Here is a 21,891-nt window from a genome sequence, read left to right on the forward strand (position 1 = left end):
GGCAGCCTAGCCCATCGACGGGCGAGGATCTTGCCCGTGCGCGGGCCGTGCCGTGGTGGCCGGCCCGCGCACGGGCCCGGCCTACAGCACCCGGGGTGGCGTGTTGCCGGCGGCGACGATGGCGCGGCGGATCGGCACGGCGGCCAGCAGCGCGAACCCGACCACGAAGAAGATCAGCAGGGAGACCAGGCCCACCCGGTACGAGGCGGTGAGCTGGAACACCAGGCCGAAGGCGAGCGGGCCGAGCCAGCTGGTGCCCTTGTCGCTGATCTCGTAGAAGCCGTAGTACTCGCCCTCCTTGCCGGTGGGGATGAGCTGGCTGAACAGCGACCGGCTCAACGCCTGGCTGCCGCCGAGCACCAGGCCGATGCAGCCGCCGAGGATCATGAACGGCAGCGGCTCCCTGGCGGGCAGCCGGAACGCGGCGATGATCACAGCGGTCCAGAGCACCAGGCTGAGCAGTACGGTCTTCCAGGCGCCGATGCGCCCGGCGAGCGCGCCGAGCGCCAGCGCCCCGCCGAAGGCGAGGAACTGCACCAGCAGGATCGTCACGATCAGGGTGCTCTGCTCCAGCTTCAGCTCCTCGGTGCCGTACTGGCTGGCCAGGGTGATGACGGTCTGGATGCCGTCGTTGTAGACCAGGAAGGCGAGCAGGAAGAACAGCGTCAGCGGGTATGCCTTGATGTTGCGCAGGGTGTGGCCGAGCTGTCGGAACCCGTCGGCGAGCACGTTGCCGCGGCCGGCCCGGGCCGCGGCGGCCGCGGCGGGATGTTCGCGCAGCCGGCGCAGCGGCAGCAGGGTGAACGCCGCCCACCACACGCCGGCCGAGACGATGGACCAGCGGGCCAGGTCCAGGGTGCGCTGCGGGTTGCCCTCCTCGCTGAGCGCGGTGACCGCGACCAGGTTCAGCGCCAGCAGCAGCCCGCCGCCGAGGTAGCCGATGGCCCAGCCGCGGCTGGAGATGGCGTCCCGCTCGTCCGGGCCGCCGAGTTGTGGCAGGAACGAGTTGTAGACGACGACGGCTGCGCCGAAGGAGATGTTGGCGATCAGGAACAGCGCCCCGCCGAGCAGGTACCGCTCGCCGGTGACGAAGGCGAACCCGATCGTCGCCGCGGCTCCGGTGAACGCCATGAGGGCCAGCAGCCGCTTCTTGTGCGCCGACCGGTCGGCGATGGCGCCCATCACCGGCAGCACGAAGACGGTCAGCAGCACCGACAGTGAGATCAGGTACGGGTAGTAGGAGCCGGCGGCGACCCGGATGCCCAGCGGGTGGACGTACCCGTGGCAGCTGTCGGCGCCCAGTTCGCAGCCGGCGGCCAGTTCGGTGACGGTGGTGAGGAAGGGTCCGAGGAAGACCGTGATCACCGTGGTCTGGAAGGCGGAGTTCGCCCAGTCGTAGAAGTACCAGCCGGTGCGTTCGCGACGGGTGCTGCCCGGCTGGGCGGGCTCGTCGACGGTGGGGGCGACCGTTTCGGCCATCAGGGTCCTCGGGGCTCAGGCGGCCCAGTGGCCGCGGCTGCGGTAGACGTCGCGCAGCACGCCGACGTGATCGGTCATGATGCCATCCACACCAAGATCAAGTAAGTCGTGCATTTCGGCGGGTTCGTCGATCGTCCAGACGTGCACCTGCAACCCGATGCGGTGGCAGTACGCGATGAAGCGCCGGTCGACCACCGGGATGCGCCCGTACCGGACGGGGACCTGGGCGGCGACCACGGACGGCGGCAGCCGCAGCGACCGCCCGTGCAGGGAGGCCATCCGCAGCCGGGCCACCCCGCGCATGCCGAGGCTGGTGGCGACCTTCGGACCGGCCAGGGCGCGCAGCCGGGTCAGCCGGGCGTCGCTGAACGAGGCGAGCAGCACCCGGTCGCCGGCGCCGGCGCGGGTGACCGTGTCGACGGTCGGCGCGACGCCGCGGTCGGCCTTGACGTCGACGTTGAACCGCACCTCGGGCCAGGCGGCGAGGACCTCGTCGAGGCGGGGCACGACCGCGGCGCCGCCGACGCGTACCGAGGCGAGGTCGGCCAGCGCAGGTCGGCGATCCGCCCGTTCTCACCGGTGACCCGGCGCAAGGTGGCGTCGTGGAAGATGACGGCCACGCCGTCGGCGGTGGCGTGCACGTCGGTCTCCACGTACCGGTAGCCGAGGGCGATGGCCCGGGCGAACGCGGCGGCGGTGTTCTCGTCGCCGTCGGCCGCGCCGCCGCGATGGGCGAACGCCAGCGGCGCGGGGGCGTCGAGGTAGCCGTAGCGGGGCTGCACGCCGGAAGTATGCCGGTTGTCGGTGGCGTCCGGGTGACGGGCCGGAGTCGCCATAACCAACTTCCCTATCGCTCCCTATCGTGCATAGGATGCGGAACGATGAGTGATGACATGTACTCGGTCGAGCAGGTCGCCGAGCTGCTCGGGCTGCACGTGCGCACCGTGCGCGGCTACATCCGCGCCGGCCGGCTGCGCGCGGTGCGCATCGGCAAGCAGTACCGGATCGCCCGGGCCGACCTCGACGCACTCACCGGCCGTCCGACCCCGCCCCCGCGGGCCGGCCGACCGGCGCTGGAGGTGTCGAGCATCGCGCAGGTCGACGGGGTCGACCGGGCCACCGCCGACCGGCTCACCACCCTGGTGCTCGCCGCCGCGAACACCGGCCACGACCCCGCGCGCCCGCTGCGCGTGCAGACTGTCCACGACGAGGAGCGCCACCGCATGAAGATCGTGGTCCTGGGCGCCGCCGCCGCCACCGCCGACCTGCTCCGCCTGGTCGACGCCGTCCTGCACGACGGCCTGCTCGCGGGGGAGGTGCGGGATGCCTGACCTGCTCCAGCGGCGCGCCGGGGTGCCGGTGCTGGTGTGCGACCCGGCCGGCCCGCCGATCGCCACCGAGCGGGACGCGCTGGACCTGATCGGCGCGGCCTTCCTCGGCGCCACGGCCGTCGCCGTGCCCGCCGACCGGCTCGACCCGAGCTTCTTCTCCCTCGGCACCCGCTTCGCCGGCGAGATCATGCAGAAGTTCGTCAACTACCGGCTGCGGCTGGTCGTGGTCGGCGACATCTCCCGGCACCTGGCCGCCAGCGCGGCGCTGCGGGCCCTGGTGGCCGAGTCCAACCGCCACGACCATGTCTGGTTCGTGCCCGACCTGGCCGCCCTCGACGAACGGCTGCGCGCCTGACCGACCGGCCGCCGAAGGCGCCGCGCCGGGCCGGCTCAGCGCAGCCAGCCGGCGGTCAGCGCGGTCACGCCGAGCCCGTCCAGGTCGGCCAGCTTGACGCCGACGAACCGCCGGGCGGCGGGGGAGGTCTGCACCCGGGGCGCCGGCTCCGGGTCGGTCAGCGTCCCGACCACCACGGCGGCCGCGTCCGCCGGGGACTGCGCGGCCGCGAACGCGCCGGCGGTCCGTTGCAGGTACGCCCGCAGCGCCGGCCCGTACGCCCCGGCGGCGCTGACGGCGGCCTCCGGGTCGACGCCCACGTTGGCGACGAACTCGCTGGCCACCGCGCCCGGTTCGACCACGGTGACGCTGATCCCGACGGTGGCGGCGACCGGGGCGAGGGACTCCATGAAGCCCTCGACGGCGAACTTGGCCGCGCAGTACGCCTCGTTGAACGGCTGCCCGATCAGCCCGCCGACGCTGGTGACGGTGATCAGGCGTCCCTGCGCGGCCCGCAGGTGCGGCAGGGCGGCCCGGGTGACGTGTAGGACGCCGAAGAAGTTGACCTCCATGACGGCCCGGACCTCCCCGACGGTCTCCTGTTCGAGGGTGCCGACGTGGCCGACGCCGGCGTTGTTGACCACCGCGTCGAGCCGGCCGTGGGTGGCCACCACGTCGGCCACGCAGGCGGCGACCGTGGCCTGGTCGACGACGTCGAGCCGGCGTACCTCGATCAGGTCGGCGACCCCGGCGGCGTCGGCCGCGGCGCGCAGCCGGTCGGCGCGGCCGGGGTCGCGCATGGTGGCGACGGTCCGCCAGCCGGCGCGGGCCGCGCCCACCGCGATCTCCAGGCCGATGCCGGTGGACGTGCCGGTGACCAGCACGGTGGGTGCGCTCACGGCTGCCTCCTGAGGGTGCCCCGGCCCGAAGGGTCTCACCGTCGCGGTGGGCGTCGCGGCGAATCGCGGCATCAGCTCCAGCCGGTCTGGTGGCCGTAGTGGCGCAGCAGGTCCAGCAGCACCCGGATGCGGGTCAACATCATCATCCGGCGAGCCGGCGGCGGTGGGCGCGGCTGGTGTCGGCCGGGCGGCCGGGGTCGACGTGGCGGGGCAGGTCGGGCTCGTCGGGGCGCAGCGGCGCCAGGTCCTCGGTGATCGCGTCGATGATCCGCTCGGTGGCTCGCCGGGCCGCCCCGGGAGTGCCGGGGTGCAGGTCGCGCAGGGTCAGCGGGGCGCCGAAGTGCACCCGGATCACCGGCCGGCGCACGACCGCCCGGGCGAGGCCGCGCAGCATGCCCTTGGGGGTCCGGTAGGGCAGCACCTCGTGGGAGCCCCACTGCGCGACCGGGAGCACGGGGGCGCCGCTGGCGAAGGCGAGCCGGGCGGCGCCGGTCTTGCCCCGTTCGGGCCACATCCCGGGGTCCAGGCCGATGCGTCCCTCGGGGTAGACCAGCACCACCGAGCCGCCGGCCACGGCCGTGGCCGCGTTGTCCAGGGCCTGGTGCACGGAGCTGGTGCCCCGGTCGACGCGGATGTGCCCGGCGCGACGCATCAGCGGCCCGACGACGGGGGCGCGGAACAGCCCGCCGGTGGCCATGATCCGGGGGGCGACGCCGCGGGCCTGGCAGGCGGCGGCGAGGACCACGGGGTCGAAGGGGCTGATGTGGTTGGCGGCCAGGATCAGTGGCCCGTGGCGCAGCTCTTCCGGCACGTCGCCGGTGACCTCGAGGCGACCGAGCAGGCCGACGATGGCACGGGCTAGCAGCTGCGCGGCGCGCCACAGCAGCGGCGCCCGCCAAGGGGTGGTCGGGGTGTTCATCAGTGCTGGATGGTCGCACGCGGGGAGGTGAGCGGGGGACCCGATCCCGGGCCGGGCGGCAGAGGTGATCAGGGTCATTGGTCCCGGGTCGGGTCGGGACCCCCGGCCCTGCCGGCCCGTCTACGACGTCGAGTAGTATTTACTACGTCTCGTAGTACGAAAGGCTGGGGGTTCCAGGTGGACGCGTTGGACGTCGCCCGCTGGCAGTTCGGTGTCACCACCGTCTACCACTTTCTCTTCGTGCCCTTGACCATCGGCCTGTCAATCCTGGTGGCCATCCTCCAGACCCTGTGGCACCGCACCGGCAAGGAGCGCTACCTCAAGCTCACCAAGTTCTACGGCAAGCTCTTCCTGATCAACTTCGCGATGGGCGTGGTCACCGGCATCGTGCAGGAGTTCCAGTTCGGGATGAACTGGAGCGACTACTCCCGCTTCGTGGGGGACATCTTCGGCGCGCCGCTGGCCATCGAGGCCCTGGTCGCGTTCTTCCTCGAGTCGACCTTCATCGGGCTGTGGATCTTCGGCTGGGACCGGCTGCCCAAGCGGCTGCACCTGGCCGCCATCTGGGTCGCCGCCATCGGCACCAACCTGTCCGCGTACTTCATCCTGGCCGCGAACTCGTTCATGCAGAACCCCGTCGGCTACCGGGTCAACCCCACCACCGGCCGGGCCGAGCTGACCGACTTCGTCGCCGTGCTCACCAACAAGGTCGCCCTGGTCACCTTCCCACACACCCTGGCCGGCGCCTTCCTGGTGGCCGGGTCGCTGATCGTCGCGGTCGGCCTCTGGCACGTCATCCGCAACCGCGACAGCGCCGACACCGACGCCTACCGGTTCGCGACCAAGTTCGGCGCCTGGGTGGTCATGATCGCCTCGGCACTGGTGGTGTTCACCGGCGACATCCAAGGCAAGATCATGACCGAGGTGCAGCCGATGAAGATGGCCGCCGCCGAAGGTCTCTACACCACCGAGAGCCCCGCCTCGTTCTCCGTGCTCACCGTCGGCAGCCTCGACGGCAGCCGCGAGGTCTTCGCCCTCAAGATCCCGTACCTGCTGTCGTTCCTCGGCACCGGCGACCCGAACGGCACCGTGCAGGGCATCAACGACCTGCAGGCCCAGTACGCCAGCCAGTACGGCGCCGGCAACTACGCCCCGATCATCCCGGTCACCTACTGGAGCTTCCGCTTCATGATCGGCTTCGGGCTGACGGCTGCCGCGATCGCCCTGCTGGTGCTCTGGACCCACCGCAAGGGCCGCACCCCGACCAGCCGGTGGCTGCTGCGCGCCGGGCTGGTCATGCCGCTGCTGCCGCTGCTGGCCAACTCCTTCGGCTGGATCTTCACCGAGATGGGCCGCCAGCCGTGGATCGTCTTCGGCGAGATGCTCACCCGCAACGGCGTGTCCCGCAGCGTGTCGCTGACCGAGGTGCTCACCTCGTTCACCGCGTTCACCCTGATCTACGCCACCCTCGCCGTGGTCGAGTTCAAGCTGCTGTTCCGCTACGCCAAGGCCGGCGTCCCCGACGTCACCCCGGCGCCCGTTGACGACGACACCGACGACGCCGAGCGCCCGCTGGCGTTCGCCTACTGATCCCCGGAGCCCATCGTGGAACTGACCACCGTCTGGTTTCTCCTCGTCGCCGTCCTCTTCACCGGCTACTTCATCCTCGAAGGCTTCGACTTCGGCGTCGGCATGCTGCTGCCCGTGCTCGGCCGCGACGACCGCGAACGCCGGGTCCTGATCAACACCATCGGCCCGGTCTGGGACGGCAACGAGGTCTGGCTGATCACCGCCGGCGGCGCCATGTTCGCCGCCTTCCCCGAGTGGTACGCCACCCTGTTCTCCGGCTTCTACCTGCCGCTGCTGCTGATCCTGCTGGCCCTGATCGCCCGCGGCGTCGCCTTCGAGTACCGGCACAAGCGCCCCGAGGCGTCCTGGAAGCGCCGCTGGGACCAGGCCATCTTCGTCGGCTCGCTGCTGCCGGCGATCCTGTGGGGCGTCGCGTTCGCCAACATCCTGCGGGGCGTGCCGCTCGACGCCGACCACGAGTACGTCGGCGGCCTGCTCGACCTGCTCAACCCGTACGCCCTGCTCGGCGGCCTGACCACCCTGGGGCTGTTCCTCACCCACGGCGCGGTGTTCCTCGCCCTCAAGACCACCGGCGACATCCGGGAGCGCGCCGGCGCCCTCGCCGTCAAGGTCGGCGCCGGCACCGCCGTGGTCGCGGTGGCCTTCCTCGCCTGGACGCTGACCATCCGCTCCAGCGCGGCCGCCGTCGTGCTCGCCGTCGGCGCCGCCCTCGCCCTGGTCGGTGGTCTCGCCGCCGCCAAGGTACGCCGGGAGGGCTGGGCGTTCACCGGCACCGCCGTGGCCATCGCCCTCGCCGTGGCGACCCTGTTCGCCGCGCTGTTCCCGAACGTGCTGCCGTCCACCCTCGACGCCGCCGGCACGCTGACCGCCGGCAACGCCGCCTCCACCCCCTACACCCTCAAGATCATGAGCTGGGTGGCGGTGGTGTTCACCCCGATCGTGCTGGCCTACCAGGGCTGGACCTACTGGGTGTTCCGCAAGCGGATCGGGGTACAGAACATCCCGCAACACTGATCAACCTGCGGGTGTGGGAACGCGGGGCCGGTGCGAGGGGATCGCACCGGCCCCGCGTCAGCCGCGGTGGCCCCGCTACACCAGGTCGACGCGCTCGTACTCGATCGGGTAGCCGGCCCGGGCGAAGGTGGCCGCCATCGGCGTGTTGCCCTGGTCGGTGGCCGCCACGATGCCGTCCGCGCCCGCCTGGACCAGCAGGTGGGTGGCCTCGACCAGCAGGTCGTAGGCGTACCCGTGGCCGCGCTGTTCGGGCAGCACGCCAACGAACCCGACGATGTGGTGGGTCTGGTTGCGGGCCGGCACCGTGATCCCGACGAGGTCCCCGCCCAGGGTGTAGGCCAGCTGCCACCAGTCCCGCGGGCTCGTCATCCACCGCAGCAGGTCCAGGTCCTCCTGCGCCGCGGCGTCCGGGCCGTGTTCGGCGGCCGTGTGCCGGAAGTGGGCGTCCAGGCTGCCCTCGCCGATGCGGCGCAGCACGCCCAGGATCACCGTGTCGTCGGGTTCGGGCCGGAACTCCAGCCGGCCGGGTCGGGCGGGCAGGCCGTGCTCGGGGGTCCAGTGGTAGCGGTACCGCTCGACCAGCACCCGCATGCCGGCGGCGATCGCGGCGTCGGTCCGGGCCTGCGCCTGGGCGCGGACCACGGGATTCTCCCGCCAGCCGGCCGGCAGCAGGATCGAGTACTCGGCGCGCAGCGGCGCGGTACGCAGCAGTTCCACGGCGGCCTGCGCGTCGGTGAAGTCGAACCAGTCCAGCGCCAGCGGCGCCGGATCATCGGGCCCGGCCCACCAGGCGGCCCGGGCGACGACCTCGCCGTCGCGCAGGGCCACCCAGGTCCATTCCGGGCGGTAGCCGCCGTCGGTGTACGTCTGGCCGAGCAGGGCACGGCCGACGAGCCCGGGGTCGGCGAGGGAGTCGAAGAGGTGTTCCTCGCCCGCGACGAGCGGGCGGATGACCAGGTCGGTCATGGTGGTCCTTCCGGAGAAGCGGTGCGCTCCCCGGTCAGGAACCCGGCGTCCTCGCGGTCGGGTGGGAGCGCACGGCGGTGGTACGGGCCATCGCGCTCACCTCCCTTCTGCTGATCGAGGACGCGGCGGAACTGTAGCAGTCGGCGTGGCCCCGGCCGAGGTGATTTTCCGGCCGGGGCCACCGGGGTCGCTCAGTGGGCCTCGCGCAGCTCCGCCAGGCGCGCCTCGATCTCGGCCAGCTCCGCGCGCAGCTTCTCGGCCTGCTGCTCCGCCTCGGCCCGCTCCGCGGCGAGGATCTGCTCCACCGCCTCCTGCACGCCCGGCACGTCCACCAGCGCCACCATCCGCAGCGCCTCCGCCGGCTTCACCACGTACGGCTTGGCGAGGGCCTTGCTGCCCTGCTGCGCCGCCACCGTCCACTCACCCTCCGCGTAGGCCAGCGTCACGGTCAGCCCGGGCGGGCTCTTCGGCTTCGCCGCCTTCACCGGCCGCCTCGCCGGCCGGGCCTCCGCCTGCTGCTGCTCCACCTTCGGCTCCTCCCGACGCGGCGCCGGCACCCGCGGCGTGTCCAACACGAACTCCGGCTCCACCGGCGCCGGCGGCTCGTCGACCTCCGGCTTCGGCTCGGCCACCTTCCGGCCGGCGCCCTTGGGCGCGATCGCCACGTCGGCGGGGGAGAAGGGCAGCTCGTCGCGGCCGAACCGCACCACCACGAACTCCTCGGACAGCTCCGGATCGGTCAGCTCCACCACCTGGCCGACCTGACCGGCCACCTGACCGGCCGCCGACGTGAACACCACCTTCGGCTTGCGGCCCGCCGCCAACGCCTCCCGGATCCCCTGCACCTCGTCAGTGGACAAACCCTCGCCCGCCATCACGCCCTCTTCCGTACACACGTTTGATTAGCAGCCTTGATACCAGCCGGCTGCGACATCCGGAAGATCAACCCCCCAGGGCGCGCAACGCCGCGTCGGCGTGCTCGTTCATGCTCAGCTCGCTGTGCACCACGGCCAGGACCCGCCGGTCCGGGCCGATCACGAACGTCATCCGCCGGGTGCTCAACGCCCCCAACGGCAGCCGCCGCCGCACCCCGAACGCCTCCGCCACCGTCCCGTCGACGTCCGACAGCAGCGGATAGTCGAAACCGTGCCGTCGGGAGAACTCCGCCTGCCGCTCCACCGGATCCCGGCTGATCCCCACCCGCCGCGCGCCGACCGCCGCGAACTCCGCCGCCAGGTCCCGGAAGTGGCAGCTCTCCGCCGTGCACCCCCGGGTCATCGCCGCCGGGTAGAAGAACAACACCACCGGGCCCGCCGCCAGGAACTCCGACAACCGTCGCACGGTCCCCGTCTCGTCCGGCAGCGCGAAGTCCTCGACCAGATCTCCGACACCCACTCCCACCACACACCTCCACCCTCGTACCAACGCGGTGAGCGTAGGCGATCAGCCCAGCAGCACACCCACCCGCAACCGGCCCGCCAGCAACTCCCAGGCCAGCACCAACGCCCGCGGTGTGATCGTCCTCTCCACCCGGACCCCGACCCGGCCACGGTAACGTCACCCGCACCACCAGGCAGGGGAGAGGGCATTGACCTCCGTCACCATCATCACCGGCGGCAGCCGCGGCATCGGCGCCGCCACCGCCCGACGGCTCGCCACCGCCGGCCACGACGTCGCCATCGGCTACCGCCGCGACCACGCCGCCGCCGAGGCCGTCCTCGCCGACATCCACGCCGCCGGCCGCCGCGGCGTCGCCGTCCCCGCCGACACCACCGACCCCGACCAGGTCCAGCGCCTCTTCGACGCCGCCACCGACCTCGGCCCCCTCACCGGCCTGGTCAACAACGCCGGCATCACCAGCCCGATCGGCCCCTTCACCGACCTGCGCGCCGACGACCTGCGCCGGGTCGTCGACGTCAACCTCATCGGGTACGTCCTCTGCGCCCAACACGCCGCCCGCCGGATGACCCGCGGTGGCGCCATCGTCAACGTCTCCTCCGCCGCCGCCACCCTCGGCAGCCCCGGCGAATACATCCACTACGCCGCCGTCAAGGCCGCCAGCGACACCCTCACCGTCGGCCTCGCCAAGGAACTCGCCCCCCGCGGCATCCGGGTCAACGCCGTCGCCCCCGGCATCATCCGCACCGACATCCACGCCCTCTCCGGCGTACCCGACCGGGCCGACAGCGCCGGCGGACGCATCCCGCTGGGCCGCGCCGGCGAACCCGACGAGATCGCCGGCGCCATCGCCTTCCTCCTCGGCCCCGACGCCTCCTACACCACCGGCGCCGTCCTGCGCATCGCCGGCGGCCTCTGACAGAAGCGGCCCGGGGGAGTACCCCCGGGCCGCTCCAGCACTCCACCCCTAGTGGGTGAACAGCTTCATCGCCGTGATCAGCGTCTGCACCACCCCGTAACCCAGCAGCGCCGACACCACCAGCCACGACACGACCAGGCGGACCCGCTGCCCGCCACCGACCTCGTTCACGATGCGCTCCTCTCCGCCACCACCGGCTCCGTACCCTCCGCCCCGTCCCGGCCCGACGCCGGCTCATGGAACCGCTCCGGCACCGGCCGGATCAACAGATTGGCGACGAACCCCACCGCCAACACCCCGACCATCGTGAACAACGCCGGCCGGTACGCCGCCGCCGTCAACGTGCCCGGCTTGCCCTGCGCGTCCAGGAACGCGTTCACGATCAGCGGACCGGCCACCCCCGCCGCCGACCACGCCGTCAACAACCGGCCGTGGATCGCACCCACCTCGAACGTGCCGAACAGATCCCGCAGGTACGCCGGCACCGTCGCGAACCCACCACCGTAGAACGACAGGATCACGCACGCCAACAGCACGAACAACGCCGTCGCCACCTGCCCGAACAGGGCCAGCAGCACGTACAGCACCATCCCGACGCCCAGATACATCAGGTAGATCGGCTTACGGCCGATCACGTCCGACGTCGACGACCACACGAACCGGCCCGCCATGTTGAACAGCGACAACAGGCCCACGAACCCGCCGGCCGCCGCCACCGACACCGACGACGTCCCGTTGTCCCGGAAGAAGTCCTGGATCATCGGGCTCGCCTGCTCCAGGATCCCGATGCCCGCCGTCACGTTGCAGAACAGCACCACCCACAGCAGCCAGAACGAGCGGGTCTTCACCGCGTTCGCCGCCGACACATTCGCCGTGGTCACCAGCGGCTTCGCCGCCACCCGCGCCGGGTCGAACCCCGCCGGCCGCCAGTCCGCCGCCGGCACCCGCACGTTGAACACCCCGAACATCATGATCACGAAGTAGCCGACGCCCAACGTCACTCGACACTCTTCGCCAACTCGGCGCGGGAAAACTCAGCCAGCGTCGCCGAGTCGGACATCCAAGCCTTGTAATAGCCCTCGGCGGCGGCGTCCAACGACTTCGCCGCCAGGCCCGCGCGGGCCTCGGCCGCTGCGATTCGCTCCTGATGGGTCTCTTCGGAGTCGGCCTTCCTACCGGCGAGGCGGTCGGCGCGGGCGTCGATAGCAGCCTGACGGGCCTTACGGACGGCCTCCCCCGCGACGGCGGCGCGGGCCTCGGCGTCGGTCAGGGCGTCGGCTTCGGCCTTGTAACGGGCCCTCCAGTCGGGGTTATCGGCGAGGAACTGCGGCGGGGCGGTGAAGAAAGACATTGGGTAGGTCCTTTCAGGTAGGGCGGGGCGGGTGGTAGCGGCGACGCAGGCGCGCGACGACCTCGGCGGCCAGCTCGGCCGGCGGCGTCGCCAGGGTGCGAGCGACCTCGGCGTCCCGGGCGTCGGCGGCCTCCTGGGCAAGGGCGGCGTGCTTGACGCGGGCCTCTTCGACCCTGCGGGCCATGTCGACCTCGGCGGCGGCTTCGGCCTCGGCGAGGCGAGCGATCGCCTGGGCGCGGGTCAGCCGGACGCCGTGACCCGAGCGGGCGAACTGGGCGGCGGCGGTCGGGTCGAAAGTGGGGTCTGTGGTCATCGGGGCTCCTCGGGGTGCGAGTAGGGCGGGGATTAGGCGGCGTCGGTGCCGGTCTCGACGGGGATCGCGATCAGGCGGAAATGCCATTCGCGACGGCGGGGACCCTGGGACGGCCCGTCGCGGCGGACGGCGATCCCGTGCGCGCCGAGGTCGGACCGGGCCCACGCAACGAACTTCCCGGCGGCGGCGGGAGACACGGCGGCGGGGCTATCCGGGATCAGCCGACGGAACAGGCCGTGAAGGTGGCCGGTATTCGCGCGGAACTCGCCGCCTCGGCTCAGGACCTCCTCGGCGATCGCGCGGGTAACGGCCGGGTCTGGGGGCGTGCATGGCACGGGTCAGGGCCCTTCGGTCGGTTGGACAGACAGTCGCCAGCGGAGGCCCTTCCGCGTTCGGTCAGGCTCGGGGATGTGATCGGCGTAGACGCCGAACGGCCTCGGGCAGCGTTGCCGTCGCTAGCCCGGGGCCTGCTTATTTGGTTGTCGGGGCGGTCAGGGGACGGGGTCAGTCCTCCTCGGCGGGGCGGACCCACGCCAGGGACACGCGGGACTCAATCGGCGGACGGGTCATGCCGTCGGGGGACTTCCGGACGGTGATCTCGGCGACGAACAGGGCCACGAACGCCCGGCGCTCGGCGACCGGGGCCCCGTGCCACCACGACCCGGGACCTAGCGGGTCCTGGCCGGGCTCGCCCAACCATTCGCCGATCGGGAGGAGGGGCGTCGCGGCGGCGTCCAGCGCGGCCAGTTGCGCGGTCAGGGCCTCGATCCGGGCGGAATGGTTCCGCTCGGCGTCCAGGAATCGGCGCTGGCCGACCTTCCCCGAGTAGCCGCCTTTCTCGCGGTCGTCGTAGAGGGTGTCTAGGGCCCGCTCGGTGTCGTCCAGCTCGCCCGCGATCGCGCCGCGCTGCGCGGCGGTCGCGGGGTCCGCCGACGCGAGGCCGAACAGTCGGGCGGCTTCGGCGAGGACGTCCAGGGTTTCCGGGTCGTCCTCGGCCGTGGCGACCAGGGCGAAGATCCGGCGGGCGACGTAGTCGTCTAGGGCGTCCATCGAAATCGTGCAGTCGTTCGCGTGCTGACCCGGTCGGTGCAGCCCTCGGGGGCGAGCGCACCGGTACGCGGACCGGGCCGCGCGCGCCGCGATGCGGTGGGATTTCATGATCGCGCCGCACTCGCACTTCAGGATGCCGAGGGAGGAAAGGAGGGACTGGACGCCGGTAGGCACCGGGGCGACCCCCGCGCGGCCGTCAAGGGCGGTCTGGAGGGCATACCAGGTCGCCGGGTCGATGATCTCGGGGTGCGCCGTGACGGGCTTCCCGTCGTCGTCGCGGATCATCCGGTACCCGGCGACGTTCGTGGACTTCCGGCCGTCCGGACGCGTCGCGTAGATGATCTCGGCGGCGAAACCGGCGAGGCGGGGGTCCCGCAGGATGCGGGTCAGGGTGTGACCCCACCAGGCGCTGTCGGCGGTGTCCTTCCCGGTCGTCCCGCCCCGGGTCGGGACCTGGTCCCGGTTCAGCTCGGCGGCGACGCGGGCCAGGGTCGGCGGGTCGGTTGGATCCAGGACCCGGGCGACCATGCGCCGGATCACGGCGGCTTCGTCCTCGCGGACGGTCAGGGTCTTGATTGCGATCGGTCGGCCGTCGGCGTTCGGCCGGGTCTCGGACGCCAGGGCGAAACCATAGGGCGGCTTCCCGGACACGTACCCGCCGAGGGCGCGCGCGGCGTCCTTCGCGCCCTTCACGGCGGCGGACTTGTTCTTCGATTCGTTGTGCGCGGCGTCCAGGCGCATCAGGAGGTGGATCAGGTCCATAAGGTTGCCCTTACGGAACTCACCCTCGGTCACCGAGATGATCGTCACGCCGAGGTTCAGAATTTCGCTCAGGACGGGGATCGCGTCCGTGGGTTCCAGTCGGGAGAGCCGGGACACGTAGTAGACGATCACCGTATTGATGTGCCCGGCGCGGCAGTCGGCGATCAGGCGCTCAAACCCGGGGCGCTCGGCCCCGCTGAACGCGGAAATGCCGATGTCTTCGTAGCTACCGACCCAGGTAGCCCCGAGGTGGTCGGCGCGGGCGCGGTTCGCGTCCCGCTGGGTCGCGGGGGATGCTTCGGACTTGTTCTGGCGGGCCACGCTCTGCCGGACGTAGCCGGCGGCGCGTATCTGAAAGGGGGACACGCCGAGGACTGTAGCCCCCTCGATAAGACTCGTTTGTAGACGCTGGTCGCATAGACCTGGCCGATACAGAGATGGATCGCCAACGCAGCCGGCGGAATCAGCCAACGGCTGTACCCGGGCGGCGCGACGGTGTGCCGACGATCGAGTGCGGAAAGCATGCTTGCTTCCTCTCCGAAAAAAGATGGCGGCAACTTCCCGCCACATGCCCACACCTGACAGTGCTCCGGGTCAAACCCGCCGCGCGCTGGACGGTCGAAACCCTGAGCCGAACGGTCAAACCCGCACCCACCGCCCACACCGACCGTCACCACCGCCCGACCCGCCGTCCCCGGCCGCCGCGCATCCGAGAAGATCCCCGCATGCCCCTGCTCACCACCCCGGCGCTGGGCGCCGGCGCCCTCGCCCGCTCGCCGCAACCCGACATCGACGCCGGTGACCTACGGCTGCGCCCCTGGCGGCCGAACGACCACCCGGCCGTGGTCGCCGCCTACGCCGACCCGGCCGTCCAACGCTGGCACTGCCGCCGGATGACCGACGACGAAGCCCGCGACTGGATCGACGCCTGGCCGACCCGCTGGCGCCAGGAGACCGGCGCCGGCTGGGCCGTCACCGACACCACCGGCGTGCTCGGCCAGATCAGCCTCCGCACCATCGACCTGTACGAGGCACAGGCCGAGGTTTCCTACTGGGTGCTACCCGCCGCCCGCGGCCGCCGCGTCGCCCCCCGCGCGCTGGCCGCCCTCGCCCGCTGGAGCTTCGACGACCTGGGACTGCACCGGGTGTGGTTGCGCCACTCCACGGCCAACCCCGCCTCCTGCCGGGTGGCCGAGCGGGCCGGCCTCACCGCCGAGGGCACCAGCCGCCACGCCGCCCGGCACGCCGACGGCTGGCACGACATGCACCAGCACGCCCGGCTGCGCACCGACGCCTGACCAGGACCGGACCGGTCGACGCCACCCCTGCGACCGGGGATGCGAGCATGGGCGGGTGCAGATCCTCTCCATCCAGTCCTCGGTCGCCTACGGCCACGTCGGCAACTCCGCTGCCGCCTTCCCGCTCCAGCGACTGGGGCACGAGATCTGGCCGGTGCTCACCGTGCACTTCTCCAACCACACCGGGTACGGCGCCTGGCGCGGGCCGCTGCTGGCACCGGCCGACGTCGCCGACGTGATCGCGGGCATCGAGGACCGGGAAGTCCTCGGCAGCGCCAACGCGGTGCTCTCCGGCTACCAGGGCGACCCGGCGATGGGCGCGGTGATCCTCGACGCCGTCGACCGGGTGAAGGCGGCAAACCCGCACGCCGTGTACTGCTGCGACCCGGTGATGGGCGACGTCGGCCGCGGCATGTTCGTCCGGCCGGGCATCCCCGAGTACATGCGGGACACCGTGGTCCCGCGCGCGGACATCGTCACCCCGAACCAGTTCGAACTGGAGTTCCTGGCGGGCCGCGCGACGAACTCGCCGGAGGAACTGCTGGCGGCGGTCGACGTCGTACGCGCGATGGGGCCACGGCACGTGCTGGTCACCAGCGTCCTGCACGGCGACGTACCCGAGGGGTCGCTGGAGGTCGTGGCCGTGTCGGACGAGGGCGCCTGGGCGGTCACCACGCCGCTGCTGCCGATCAGCCCGAACGGCGGCGGCGATGTCACCGCCGCGCTGTACCTCGCCCACCTGTTGACGACCAACTCGCCCGCGACGGCGCTGGAGCGGACCACCAACTCGATCTTCGCCGTCCTGGAGGCGACTCTCGCGGCGGGGACCCGGGAGCTCCAGCTGGTCGCCGCTCAGGACGCGATCGCTGAACCGCCGGCCAGGTTCGCCGCCCGGCGCCTGCGGTGACGCGACCGGCTGGGTGAGCGGGGACGATGTGATTCACTACCGCACGCGGGCGGTCGTCGTGGCCTACGAGACCGGGCTGGTCGTCCCGGACGGCAACCGGGGCGAGCCGTGAACGACGACGCACTCGCCGCGTCGCTGGCGGCGCATCTCGACCGGCTCACGTTCGTGGACCGGTCAACCGACGAGGTCACCGCGCTGCTCGTCGACGCGGTCGCCGCGTGGGGTGAGGCCCACGGCTTCCGGGTGTACCGGCGCGCCACGAGCGTCGTCCCGCTGCCCGCCCCGTACCAGGACCGGCACTCGGTCGTGGACGTCGCATGTGCTCGTCCCGCCGGTCGTCCCGTTGTGATCGAGGTGGATCGCACCGACCGCCGGCGTACCGTGGAGAAGCTGCTCGCCGAGGCCGACGCCGGCCGGGTCGCGCTCTGGGTGCGCTGGGGGCCGGGACCGTTCGCCACCCCGCCCGCGCCGATCCGCCTCGTCTCCTGCGAGGTCGCCGTGCGCCACCACCGGCATTCGCGACTGCCGGCCCGCTCCGCGCCGCAGCACTCCGCACCGGCCGGCGCGCCGGCCGAACCCGTCGAGCTGCCGCTGTCCGCAGACTGAGCTTCAGCCGGTACGCGTCCCAAGGTCATCGTTAGGGGAGAGGCCGCCCGGGAGGGGAAAGATTGGCGGCGAACCATGCCATCGATCCCGGTGTGGTGTCTCGCGCAGGTGAGCGGGAGGCGGTGGCCGCCATCGACCCGAGAGAGCGGGCCCTCCGGGCTGGCGAGCCGGTCAGCGCATTGGAGGTGACCCGGTCGACGTCTTCCATGTAGCCGGCGAGGGTGGGGGAGCCGTCCGTCCAGCCGCCGTGGCGGCCGATGCGGATCTGGTCGTGACCGGCGCGGCGGGCCTCGGTGGCAAACCTCGGCGCAGGGAGTGGCCGCTGTACGCGGACGCGGCGGTGCCGCAGGTGGCGTCGGGCCAGAACCGCATCTCCGGCAGCAACATCGGGGTCGGTACGGGGCACGTGGACAAACCCTCGGCGCGGTGCTGCCGCCCGGCGCGACCGTGGCCAATGTCCAGCTCCACGGGCACAAGGCCACCCACCACACCGTGCGGACCGAGCGCGGCACCGAGGTAGTCGTAGACACCCGCAGCGGAGCGCACACGATGACCATCACGCTGAATTAGTCCGGCGACGACCGGCCTGCTACGGGCCGGCCGTCCACTGTGCGACGCGGAAAGAGTGGCCGCGCCGGTCGTCAACCCGACCGGCGCGGCCATCCGCACCCGCCTGATGCTACGGCCATCTCTTCCGGGCACTGTCACCAGGGGATCGTGGTGCACGAAAGCGCCGTCGGAGGGGCGTTAGGGTGACGCGACCATCGATTCAAGGCGGCCCGGCATGTCCTCGGCGACGGCGTCGAGTTGAGGATGCTTGGCCGCCCTGACCATGTCGGTAACCGGGTAGGGGACCGGGGTGTAGGCGGCGGCACGGCCTTCGGCCTGCAGGAGCCAGTTCGCCACATAGCCGTAGGCGACCAGCCTGCACCAGAAGACCGGATCTCGGCGGGGTGAAGTGTTGTCAACCAGGGATGACAATCTGGCCATGCCTCCGCCTGGGTCGTCCTGCTTCGCGCGACGCAGGATCGACGGGAACTCGTCAAATCTCGCGCAACGGGGCGTGTTTTCGTCAACAACCAGCAGGGTCGCCGCGTGCTGGAGGCGTCCCTTGAACACGTGCTGGGCCTCCCTGGTCCAGTCCAGCGGCAACCCTTCGAACACGGATCCGCCACCGGTGAGGGCCACGTAGGATGCCTTCTGGAACCGCAACAGGACGAGAGCGGCAGGGTCGACGCTGAAGTCCACGTAGTTCGTTTGTCGCTCGATCAGTTCAGCAATCGCCAACGGGCGAAGCAGCCGGTAGAGGGTGTTCTGGCCGAAGTAACCACCCATCGCCGTGTCGTAGCGATCCTTGTGAAGAGCCTCAGCGCGCGAGGCGAGTTCGCGACAGGCGATGACAAGCTGGAAACGCAGAGGTCCCACAGCTCGGTAAAGACGCTGACGTGCCTCCAACTGATACTGCTGCTGAGCATCGACATGCGCGCGGTGACGCGCGAGAAGGAGGCCCGTGAGGAACGAAACGATGCCCGAGACGACCGCCACCAGCAATGGCACGAGGAAATCGTTGCTCATCACCAATCCTCCAACCGCGTTGGAAGGGGTATCCCTCGCTCCCCGCGTTCCTGCCACGAATCAGGGTGTCCGGTCCGAAGGGGGAAGCTCAAGTCCCGGGTTCATTCGGACAAGTGTCGTCGTGGGACGGCCGCGTTGACGAGGGGGTCGTCGTCAACGCGACCAAACCGGACTTGTTTGCAGGTTGTATGGTCTGTGGGCTGCAGCGGAAGACCTCCGACCAAGGCGCGGCGTGGCTTTGACGATGTCCTTCGGCCCAACCGGTGGCAGTGGAGCCCGCGCCGGAGCTCGCATTCTGATCTTTCCGTTGCCGCGCCGCGTCCAGCAGGCGGTCGAGGGACTCCCGCGACCTGCCGGCCGCCGCGGCGGGCACTCCGAGTGGATCGGCGTGCCCGTGCCCCGCCACGTCCTCGTAGATGGCGAGCAAATCCGACTCGTAGGCCTTGTCGGCCAGGACCCGGTCTGGCCGGATGCGGGGTCGGCCGCCCCTCTGCGGCATTGCCGCCGACCTGCGCTCCGGCCGCGCCCCGGTCGTCCGCAACCACGCTGAGGACCTGGCACTGATCATCGCGGCGAACGAGGCGCGGGAAACGGTCAAGCTGGCAGCCGCGGAGGTGGCGGGCTTCCAACACGGTTCTCGTAGGCCTTTTGACGTAAGGCGCAACGAGCGGCGCCCCGGCGTTGCCGTCGTTGCGCGGCACCCGGACGATCGGGGGCAATCCCGCTCGTGCGAGTGAGGTAGCCATGCCAACTCAGCGCCAGATCACCGAGACGTACTGGTCGGTGTGCTGGTGGGGATTCGTCCCCTACCCCTGCCGCAAGACCCGCACCGTGACCAAATGGTGCTACGACTTCTCGTATTTCACCTACGACTACCACTACGTTTATACGAACTACCGCGGATGCGAGTACAACAACTTGTACTCGTGGCGGCAGTGGGAGCTGAGCTTAAGTTCGGGGGCGTCCACTCTCTACTTCGTCACCAAGTGCTACGACACCCAGCGACCCCGGACCGGACCGTGCACTCCCGACACCGCCATCGCTCGGGCCCGCGAGGTGCTGGGCGAGAGGCTCGTGGGGCGCACGAACGAAGGTAGTGACGAGGCCCGGTAGGCTCCGGGCGTCCCGGCCGCACTCCTCGCCACGAGCAGCCGCTCGAGCCGTGCCCGCCGCTCCGACAGCGGCAGATCTAGGATCACCTCGCCGCCGGCGTCGGCCAGGAGATCGAGCACGTAGTGGGCCGGGCATTCGCGAACGAAGCTGAGCAGACCACGGTGGTGATCCGCCGCTGGAGCAACGCGAAGTTCGTGCGATGTTGCTCGCCTCGCTTACGGCCTCTGTGGTGAAAGTTCGCGCTCTACCTGTGGCGCAAGACCCATGACCTCAGGGTGTTGCGAGAGGTTGCGCGATTCGAGAGGCACATCCGCGAGCCAAGCTGCCCGCCAGCCGGGCGGCGGCGGTCACAGTCTCACCTCGGGCTCCCGGGTCGTCACCCTCGACGATCGAGCGCACCCCGTCAAGCGCAAAACCGGGGCTGAAATGCCACGCCCATACGGAACGTAGTGGGGGACAAGATCCCAGCTGCACCGGCGGTCACGGTGGTTCAACCTGGTGAGAGAGCTCAGGAGATGGCTCAACATATTGAGAATGGCCCAGGATGGATGAGAAAGAACATCAACAGCGTGGGCTGTCGCTGTCGTGCCAACAGCCTGCCGCGCCTGATTCGATAATCTACATTATGTAAAGTAAAACTGGTGAGGCTCTCCCCGGGGAAGCGGCCCGGCCCGGTGGGCCGAACTCGTTCTGTCCGTGGCGGTGGCCGCCTGGATGCCGGAGCGCCCCCAGTCCGGAGCTTGACGACGATTCACGCCACGCAGGTCCTCACGCCAGCTGCGGCCTGGCACGTGCCGGCGTCTGCACCTGCCAATCCCCGGCGTGCCGTGGCCGACGCCCGGCTCTGCCGGGCGAACCGCTCGTCCGTCGGCTAACGCGACGGCGGATTGGAGCAGCCCCCGCGCACCGCGGCCACCGAGCCGCTCCGGAGATGCGCCCTTGAGCCGAAGGCCTGGCTGGGCACCGAATATTGCCCAGGTCTCCCCCGTAACCAGGGATGGCAGGAACACGAAAATCCTGCATAATATCCCTTATGCAGGATAAAAGGGGCGAATCGGTAGAGCGGCTGATTGAGGAGTTCCTGACCGACCGGGCCACCCGCAAGCCCTCCCCGCACACCCTCGCGGCGTACCGGCGGGACCTGACCACTGTCGCGGCCCTGACCGGTGCCGACGAGACCACCCCCCTCCCCCTCGACCAGGTGTCGATCACCGTCCTCTCCCCCCGGGTGATGCGGGCGGCGTTCGCCCGGTTCGCCGCTCCCCGCGCCGCCGCCTCCGTCCACCGCGCCTGGTCCACCTGGAACAGCTTCTTCAGCTTCCTCGTCGCCGAGGGTGTCGTACCCGGAAATCCGATGCCGGCGGTGGGGCGGCCACGCGCCCCGCTCCCCCGGCCCAAGCCGCTGCGCGGCGAGGACACCCCGGAGGAGTTGCTGGCCGCGGCTGCCGGTGCGGACGGCCGGCAGCGTGACCCGTGGCCGGAGCGGGACCTGGCCGTGCTGGCGCTGGCGCTCTGCGCCGGGCTGCGCCTGTCCGAGCTGCTGGCGCTGCGGGTGGCGTCGGTGGCCGGCCGGGACGGTGAGCGGCGGGTGGACGTCGCCGGCAAGGGTGGGCGCCCGCGTGCGGTACCGATCGAGGCTGGTCTGGACGGGGTGCTGGCGGACTACCTGGACAGTTGCCGGCGCCGCTTCGGCGCGCGCAGCGTGCGGCCCGACGCGCCGCTGCTGGTGGACCGTCGGGGTGAGCCGCTGCGCCGTGGTGGCCTGCAGTACCTGGTGGAGTCGTGCTACCGGCGGGCGGGCATCGGCGACCGGGTGCCGAAGGGGGCGCGGCTGCACGCGTTGCGGCACACGTTCGCGACCCGGCTGGCGGAGGACGGGGCGAGCGCGGCGGAGATCATGCGGTTGCTGGGGCATGCGTCGTTGGCGTCGTCGCAGGCGTACATCGAGGTGACCGCGGGTCAGCAGCGGGCGGCGGTGCGGTCGAACCGTACGAATCGAGCGTTGTCGGCGATGGTGGGTGAGCGCGGTTCCGGCGGCGAGGGTTAGCTGGCCACTGTTGGCGGCCG

The 21,891-nt window shown here is 71.4% G+C and carries 22 protein-coding genes and 2 pseudogenes; 10 read left to right on the plus strand and 14 right to left on the minus strand.

Going from position 1 to position 21,891, the window contains the following annotated elements; genetic code table 11:
* Positions 1-81: 81 nt before the first annotated feature.
* Positions 82-1,479 (minus strand): MFS transporter, encoded by a 1,398-nt coding sequence (locus tag ACFYOS_RS20965; protein ID WP_387143985.1) that lies wholly within the window; start codon positions 1,477-1,479, stop codon positions 82-84.
* Between the two features lie 15 nt (positions 1,480-1,494).
* A pseudogene (locus tag ACFYOS_RS20970) lies at positions 1,495-2,261 on the minus strand (glycerophosphodiester phosphodiesterase).
* A 99-nt stretch (positions 2,262-2,360) separates the two neighbouring features.
* Here ACFYOS_RS20970 and ACFYOS_RS20975 point away from each other — a divergent pair.
* The gene (locus ACFYOS_RS20975; protein ID WP_387143988.1) at positions 2,361-2,810 is read left to right on the plus strand and encodes a helix-turn-helix domain-containing protein; all 450 of its coding nucleotides are present in this window, start codon (positions 2,361-2,363) and stop codon (positions 2,808-2,810) included.
* Complete coding sequence (locus ACFYOS_RS20980) at positions 2,803-3,165, plus strand: DUF4180 domain-containing protein (RefSeq protein ID WP_387143991.1); 363 nt, start codon at positions 2,803-2,805, stop codon at positions 3,163-3,165. Before ACFYOS_RS20975 ends, ACFYOS_RS20980 begins: the two co-directional genes overlap by 8 nt.
* 35 nt (positions 3,166-3,200) lie before the next feature.
* Here the strand turns inward: ACFYOS_RS20980 and ACFYOS_RS20985 are convergent, their stop codons facing one another.
* On the minus strand, positions 3,201-4,043 hold the full coding sequence (locus ACFYOS_RS20985; protein ID WP_387143994.1) for an SDR family NAD(P)-dependent oxidoreductase: 843 nt from the start codon (positions 4,041-4,043) through the stop codon (positions 3,201-3,203).
* A 142-nt stretch (positions 4,044-4,185) separates the two neighbouring features.
* A complete protein-coding gene (locus ACFYOS_RS20990; RefSeq protein ID WP_387143997.1) occupies positions 4,186-4,962 on the minus strand; it encodes a lysophospholipid acyltransferase family protein in 777 nt (258 codons plus the stop codon).
* A 177-nt stretch (positions 4,963-5,139) separates the two neighbouring features.
* On the opposite strand from ACFYOS_RS20990, the gene ACFYOS_RS20995 reads away from it, so the two are divergent.
* Entirely contained in the window at positions 5,140-6,552 is a 1,413-nt protein-coding gene (locus ACFYOS_RS20995) for a cytochrome ubiquinol oxidase subunit I (RefSeq protein WP_387143999.1), read from the plus strand.
* Positions 6,553-6,567: 15 nt separating this feature from the next.
* Positions 6,568-7,566, plus strand: coding sequence for a cytochrome d ubiquinol oxidase subunit II (gene cydB / locus ACFYOS_RS21000; protein WP_387144003.1), 999 nt, complete (start codon positions 6,568-6,570; stop codon positions 7,564-7,566).
* A gap of 75 nt (positions 7,567-7,641) precedes the next feature.
* Here the strand turns inward: cydB and ACFYOS_RS21005 are convergent, their stop codons facing one another.
* The 3 genes from ACFYOS_RS21005 to ACFYOS_RS21015 all read right to left on the minus strand — a co-directional run bounded on the left by ACFYOS_RS21005 (position 7,642) and on the right by ACFYOS_RS21015 (position 9,933).
* Entirely contained in the window at positions 7,642-8,532 is an 891-nt protein-coding gene (locus tag ACFYOS_RS21005) for a GNAT family N-acetyltransferase (RefSeq protein ID WP_387144005.1), read from the minus strand.
* Between the two features lie 191 nt (positions 8,533-8,723).
* Positions 8,724-9,407: a hypothetical protein gene (locus tag ACFYOS_RS21010; RefSeq protein WP_387144008.1), complete on the minus strand. Its 684-nt coding sequence runs from the start codon at positions 9,405-9,407 to the stop codon at positions 8,724-8,726.
* Between the two features lie 67 nt (positions 9,408-9,474).
* Complete coding sequence (locus tag ACFYOS_RS21015; RefSeq protein WP_387144011.1) at positions 9,475-9,933, minus strand: peroxiredoxin; 459 nt, start codon at positions 9,931-9,933, stop codon at positions 9,475-9,477.
* Positions 9,934-10,120: 187 nt separating this feature from the next.
* On the opposite strand from ACFYOS_RS21015, the gene ACFYOS_RS21020 reads away from it, so the two are divergent.
* Positions 10,121-10,849, plus strand: a complete 729-nt coding sequence (locus ACFYOS_RS21020) for an SDR family oxidoreductase (protein ID WP_387144015.1) — start codon at positions 10,121-10,123, stop codon at positions 10,847-10,849.
* 48 nt (positions 10,850-10,897) lie between these two features.
* Here the strand turns inward: ACFYOS_RS21020 and ACFYOS_RS21025 are convergent, their stop codons facing one another.
* From ACFYOS_RS21025 to ACFYOS_RS21050, 6 genes and pseudogenes are all read right to left on the minus strand, one after another.
* Complete coding sequence (locus ACFYOS_RS21025) at positions 10,898-11,020, minus strand: hypothetical protein (RefSeq protein ID WP_387144018.1); 123 nt, start codon at positions 11,018-11,020, stop codon at positions 10,898-10,900.
* Positions 11,017-11,850, minus strand: a pseudogene (locus tag ACFYOS_RS21030) (MFS transporter); the annotation flags it as partial. The pseudogene ACFYOS_RS21030 and the gene ACFYOS_RS21025, both read right to left, overlap by 4 nt.
* Entirely contained in the window at positions 11,847-12,200 is a 354-nt protein-coding gene (locus ACFYOS_RS21035) for a hypothetical protein (protein ID WP_387144021.1), read from the minus strand. The gene ACFYOS_RS21035 and the pseudogene ACFYOS_RS21030, both read right to left, overlap by 4 nt.
* A 13-nt stretch (positions 12,201-12,213) precedes the next feature.
* Positions 12,214-12,513, minus strand: a complete 300-nt coding sequence (locus ACFYOS_RS21040) for a hypothetical protein (protein WP_387144024.1) — start codon at positions 12,511-12,513, stop codon at positions 12,214-12,216.
* 32 nt (positions 12,514-12,545) lie between these two features.
* Entirely contained in the window at positions 12,546-12,710 is a 165-nt protein-coding gene (locus ACFYOS_RS21045; RefSeq protein WP_387144027.1) for a hypothetical protein, read from the minus strand.
* A 307-nt stretch (positions 12,711-13,017) separates the two neighbouring features.
* A complete protein-coding gene (locus ACFYOS_RS21050) occupies positions 13,018-14,691 on the minus strand; it encodes a recombinase family protein (RefSeq protein WP_387144030.1) in 1,674 nt (557 codons plus the stop codon).
* Between the two features lie 359 nt (positions 14,692-15,050).
* On the opposite strand from ACFYOS_RS21050, the gene ACFYOS_RS21055 reads away from it, so the two are divergent.
* From ACFYOS_RS21055 to ACFYOS_RS21065, 3 genes are all read left to right on the plus strand, one after another.
* Positions 15,051-15,623 carry a GNAT family N-acetyltransferase gene (locus ACFYOS_RS21055; RefSeq protein WP_387144033.1) on the plus strand — a complete coding sequence of 191 codons (573 nt, stop codon included), beginning with the start codon at positions 15,051-15,053 and terminating at the stop codon, positions 15,621-15,623.
* A gap of 55 nt (positions 15,624-15,678) precedes the next feature.
* Positions 15,679-16,530 carry a pyridoxal kinase PdxY gene (gene pdxY, locus ACFYOS_RS21060; protein WP_387144036.1) on the plus strand — a complete coding sequence of 284 codons (852 nt, stop codon included), beginning with the start codon at positions 15,679-15,681 and terminating at the stop codon, positions 16,528-16,530.
* A 108-nt stretch (positions 16,531-16,638) separates the two neighbouring features.
* Positions 16,639-17,136, plus strand: coding sequence for a hypothetical protein (locus ACFYOS_RS21065; RefSeq protein ID WP_387144039.1), 498 nt, complete (start codon positions 16,639-16,641; stop codon positions 17,134-17,136).
* A 747-nt stretch (positions 17,137-17,883) separates the two neighbouring features.
* Here ACFYOS_RS21065 and ACFYOS_RS21070 read toward each other — a convergent pair.
* Entirely contained in the window at positions 17,884-18,711 is an 828-nt protein-coding gene (locus ACFYOS_RS21070) for a hypothetical protein (protein ID WP_387144042.1), read from the minus strand.
* 744 nt (positions 18,712-19,455) lie between these two features.
* Here ACFYOS_RS21070 and ACFYOS_RS21075 point away from each other — a divergent pair.
* Together ACFYOS_RS21075 and ACFYOS_RS21080 are read left to right on the plus strand one after the other, a co-directional pair.
* Positions 19,456-19,824, plus strand: a complete 369-nt coding sequence (locus ACFYOS_RS21075; RefSeq protein WP_387144045.1) for a hypothetical protein — start codon at positions 19,456-19,458, stop codon at positions 19,822-19,824.
* 1,033 nt (positions 19,825-20,857) lie between these two features.
* A complete protein-coding gene (locus tag ACFYOS_RS21080; RefSeq protein ID WP_387144048.1) occupies positions 20,858-21,871 on the plus strand; it encodes a tyrosine-type recombinase/integrase in 1,014 nt (337 codons plus the stop codon).
* Positions 21,872-21,891 lie beyond the last annotated feature (20 nt).

It is taken from the genome of Micromonospora sp. NPDC005806 (assembly GCF_042871425.1).
Classification (GTDB): domain Bacteria; phylum Actinomycetota; class Actinomycetes; order Mycobacteriales; family Micromonosporaceae; genus Micromonospora.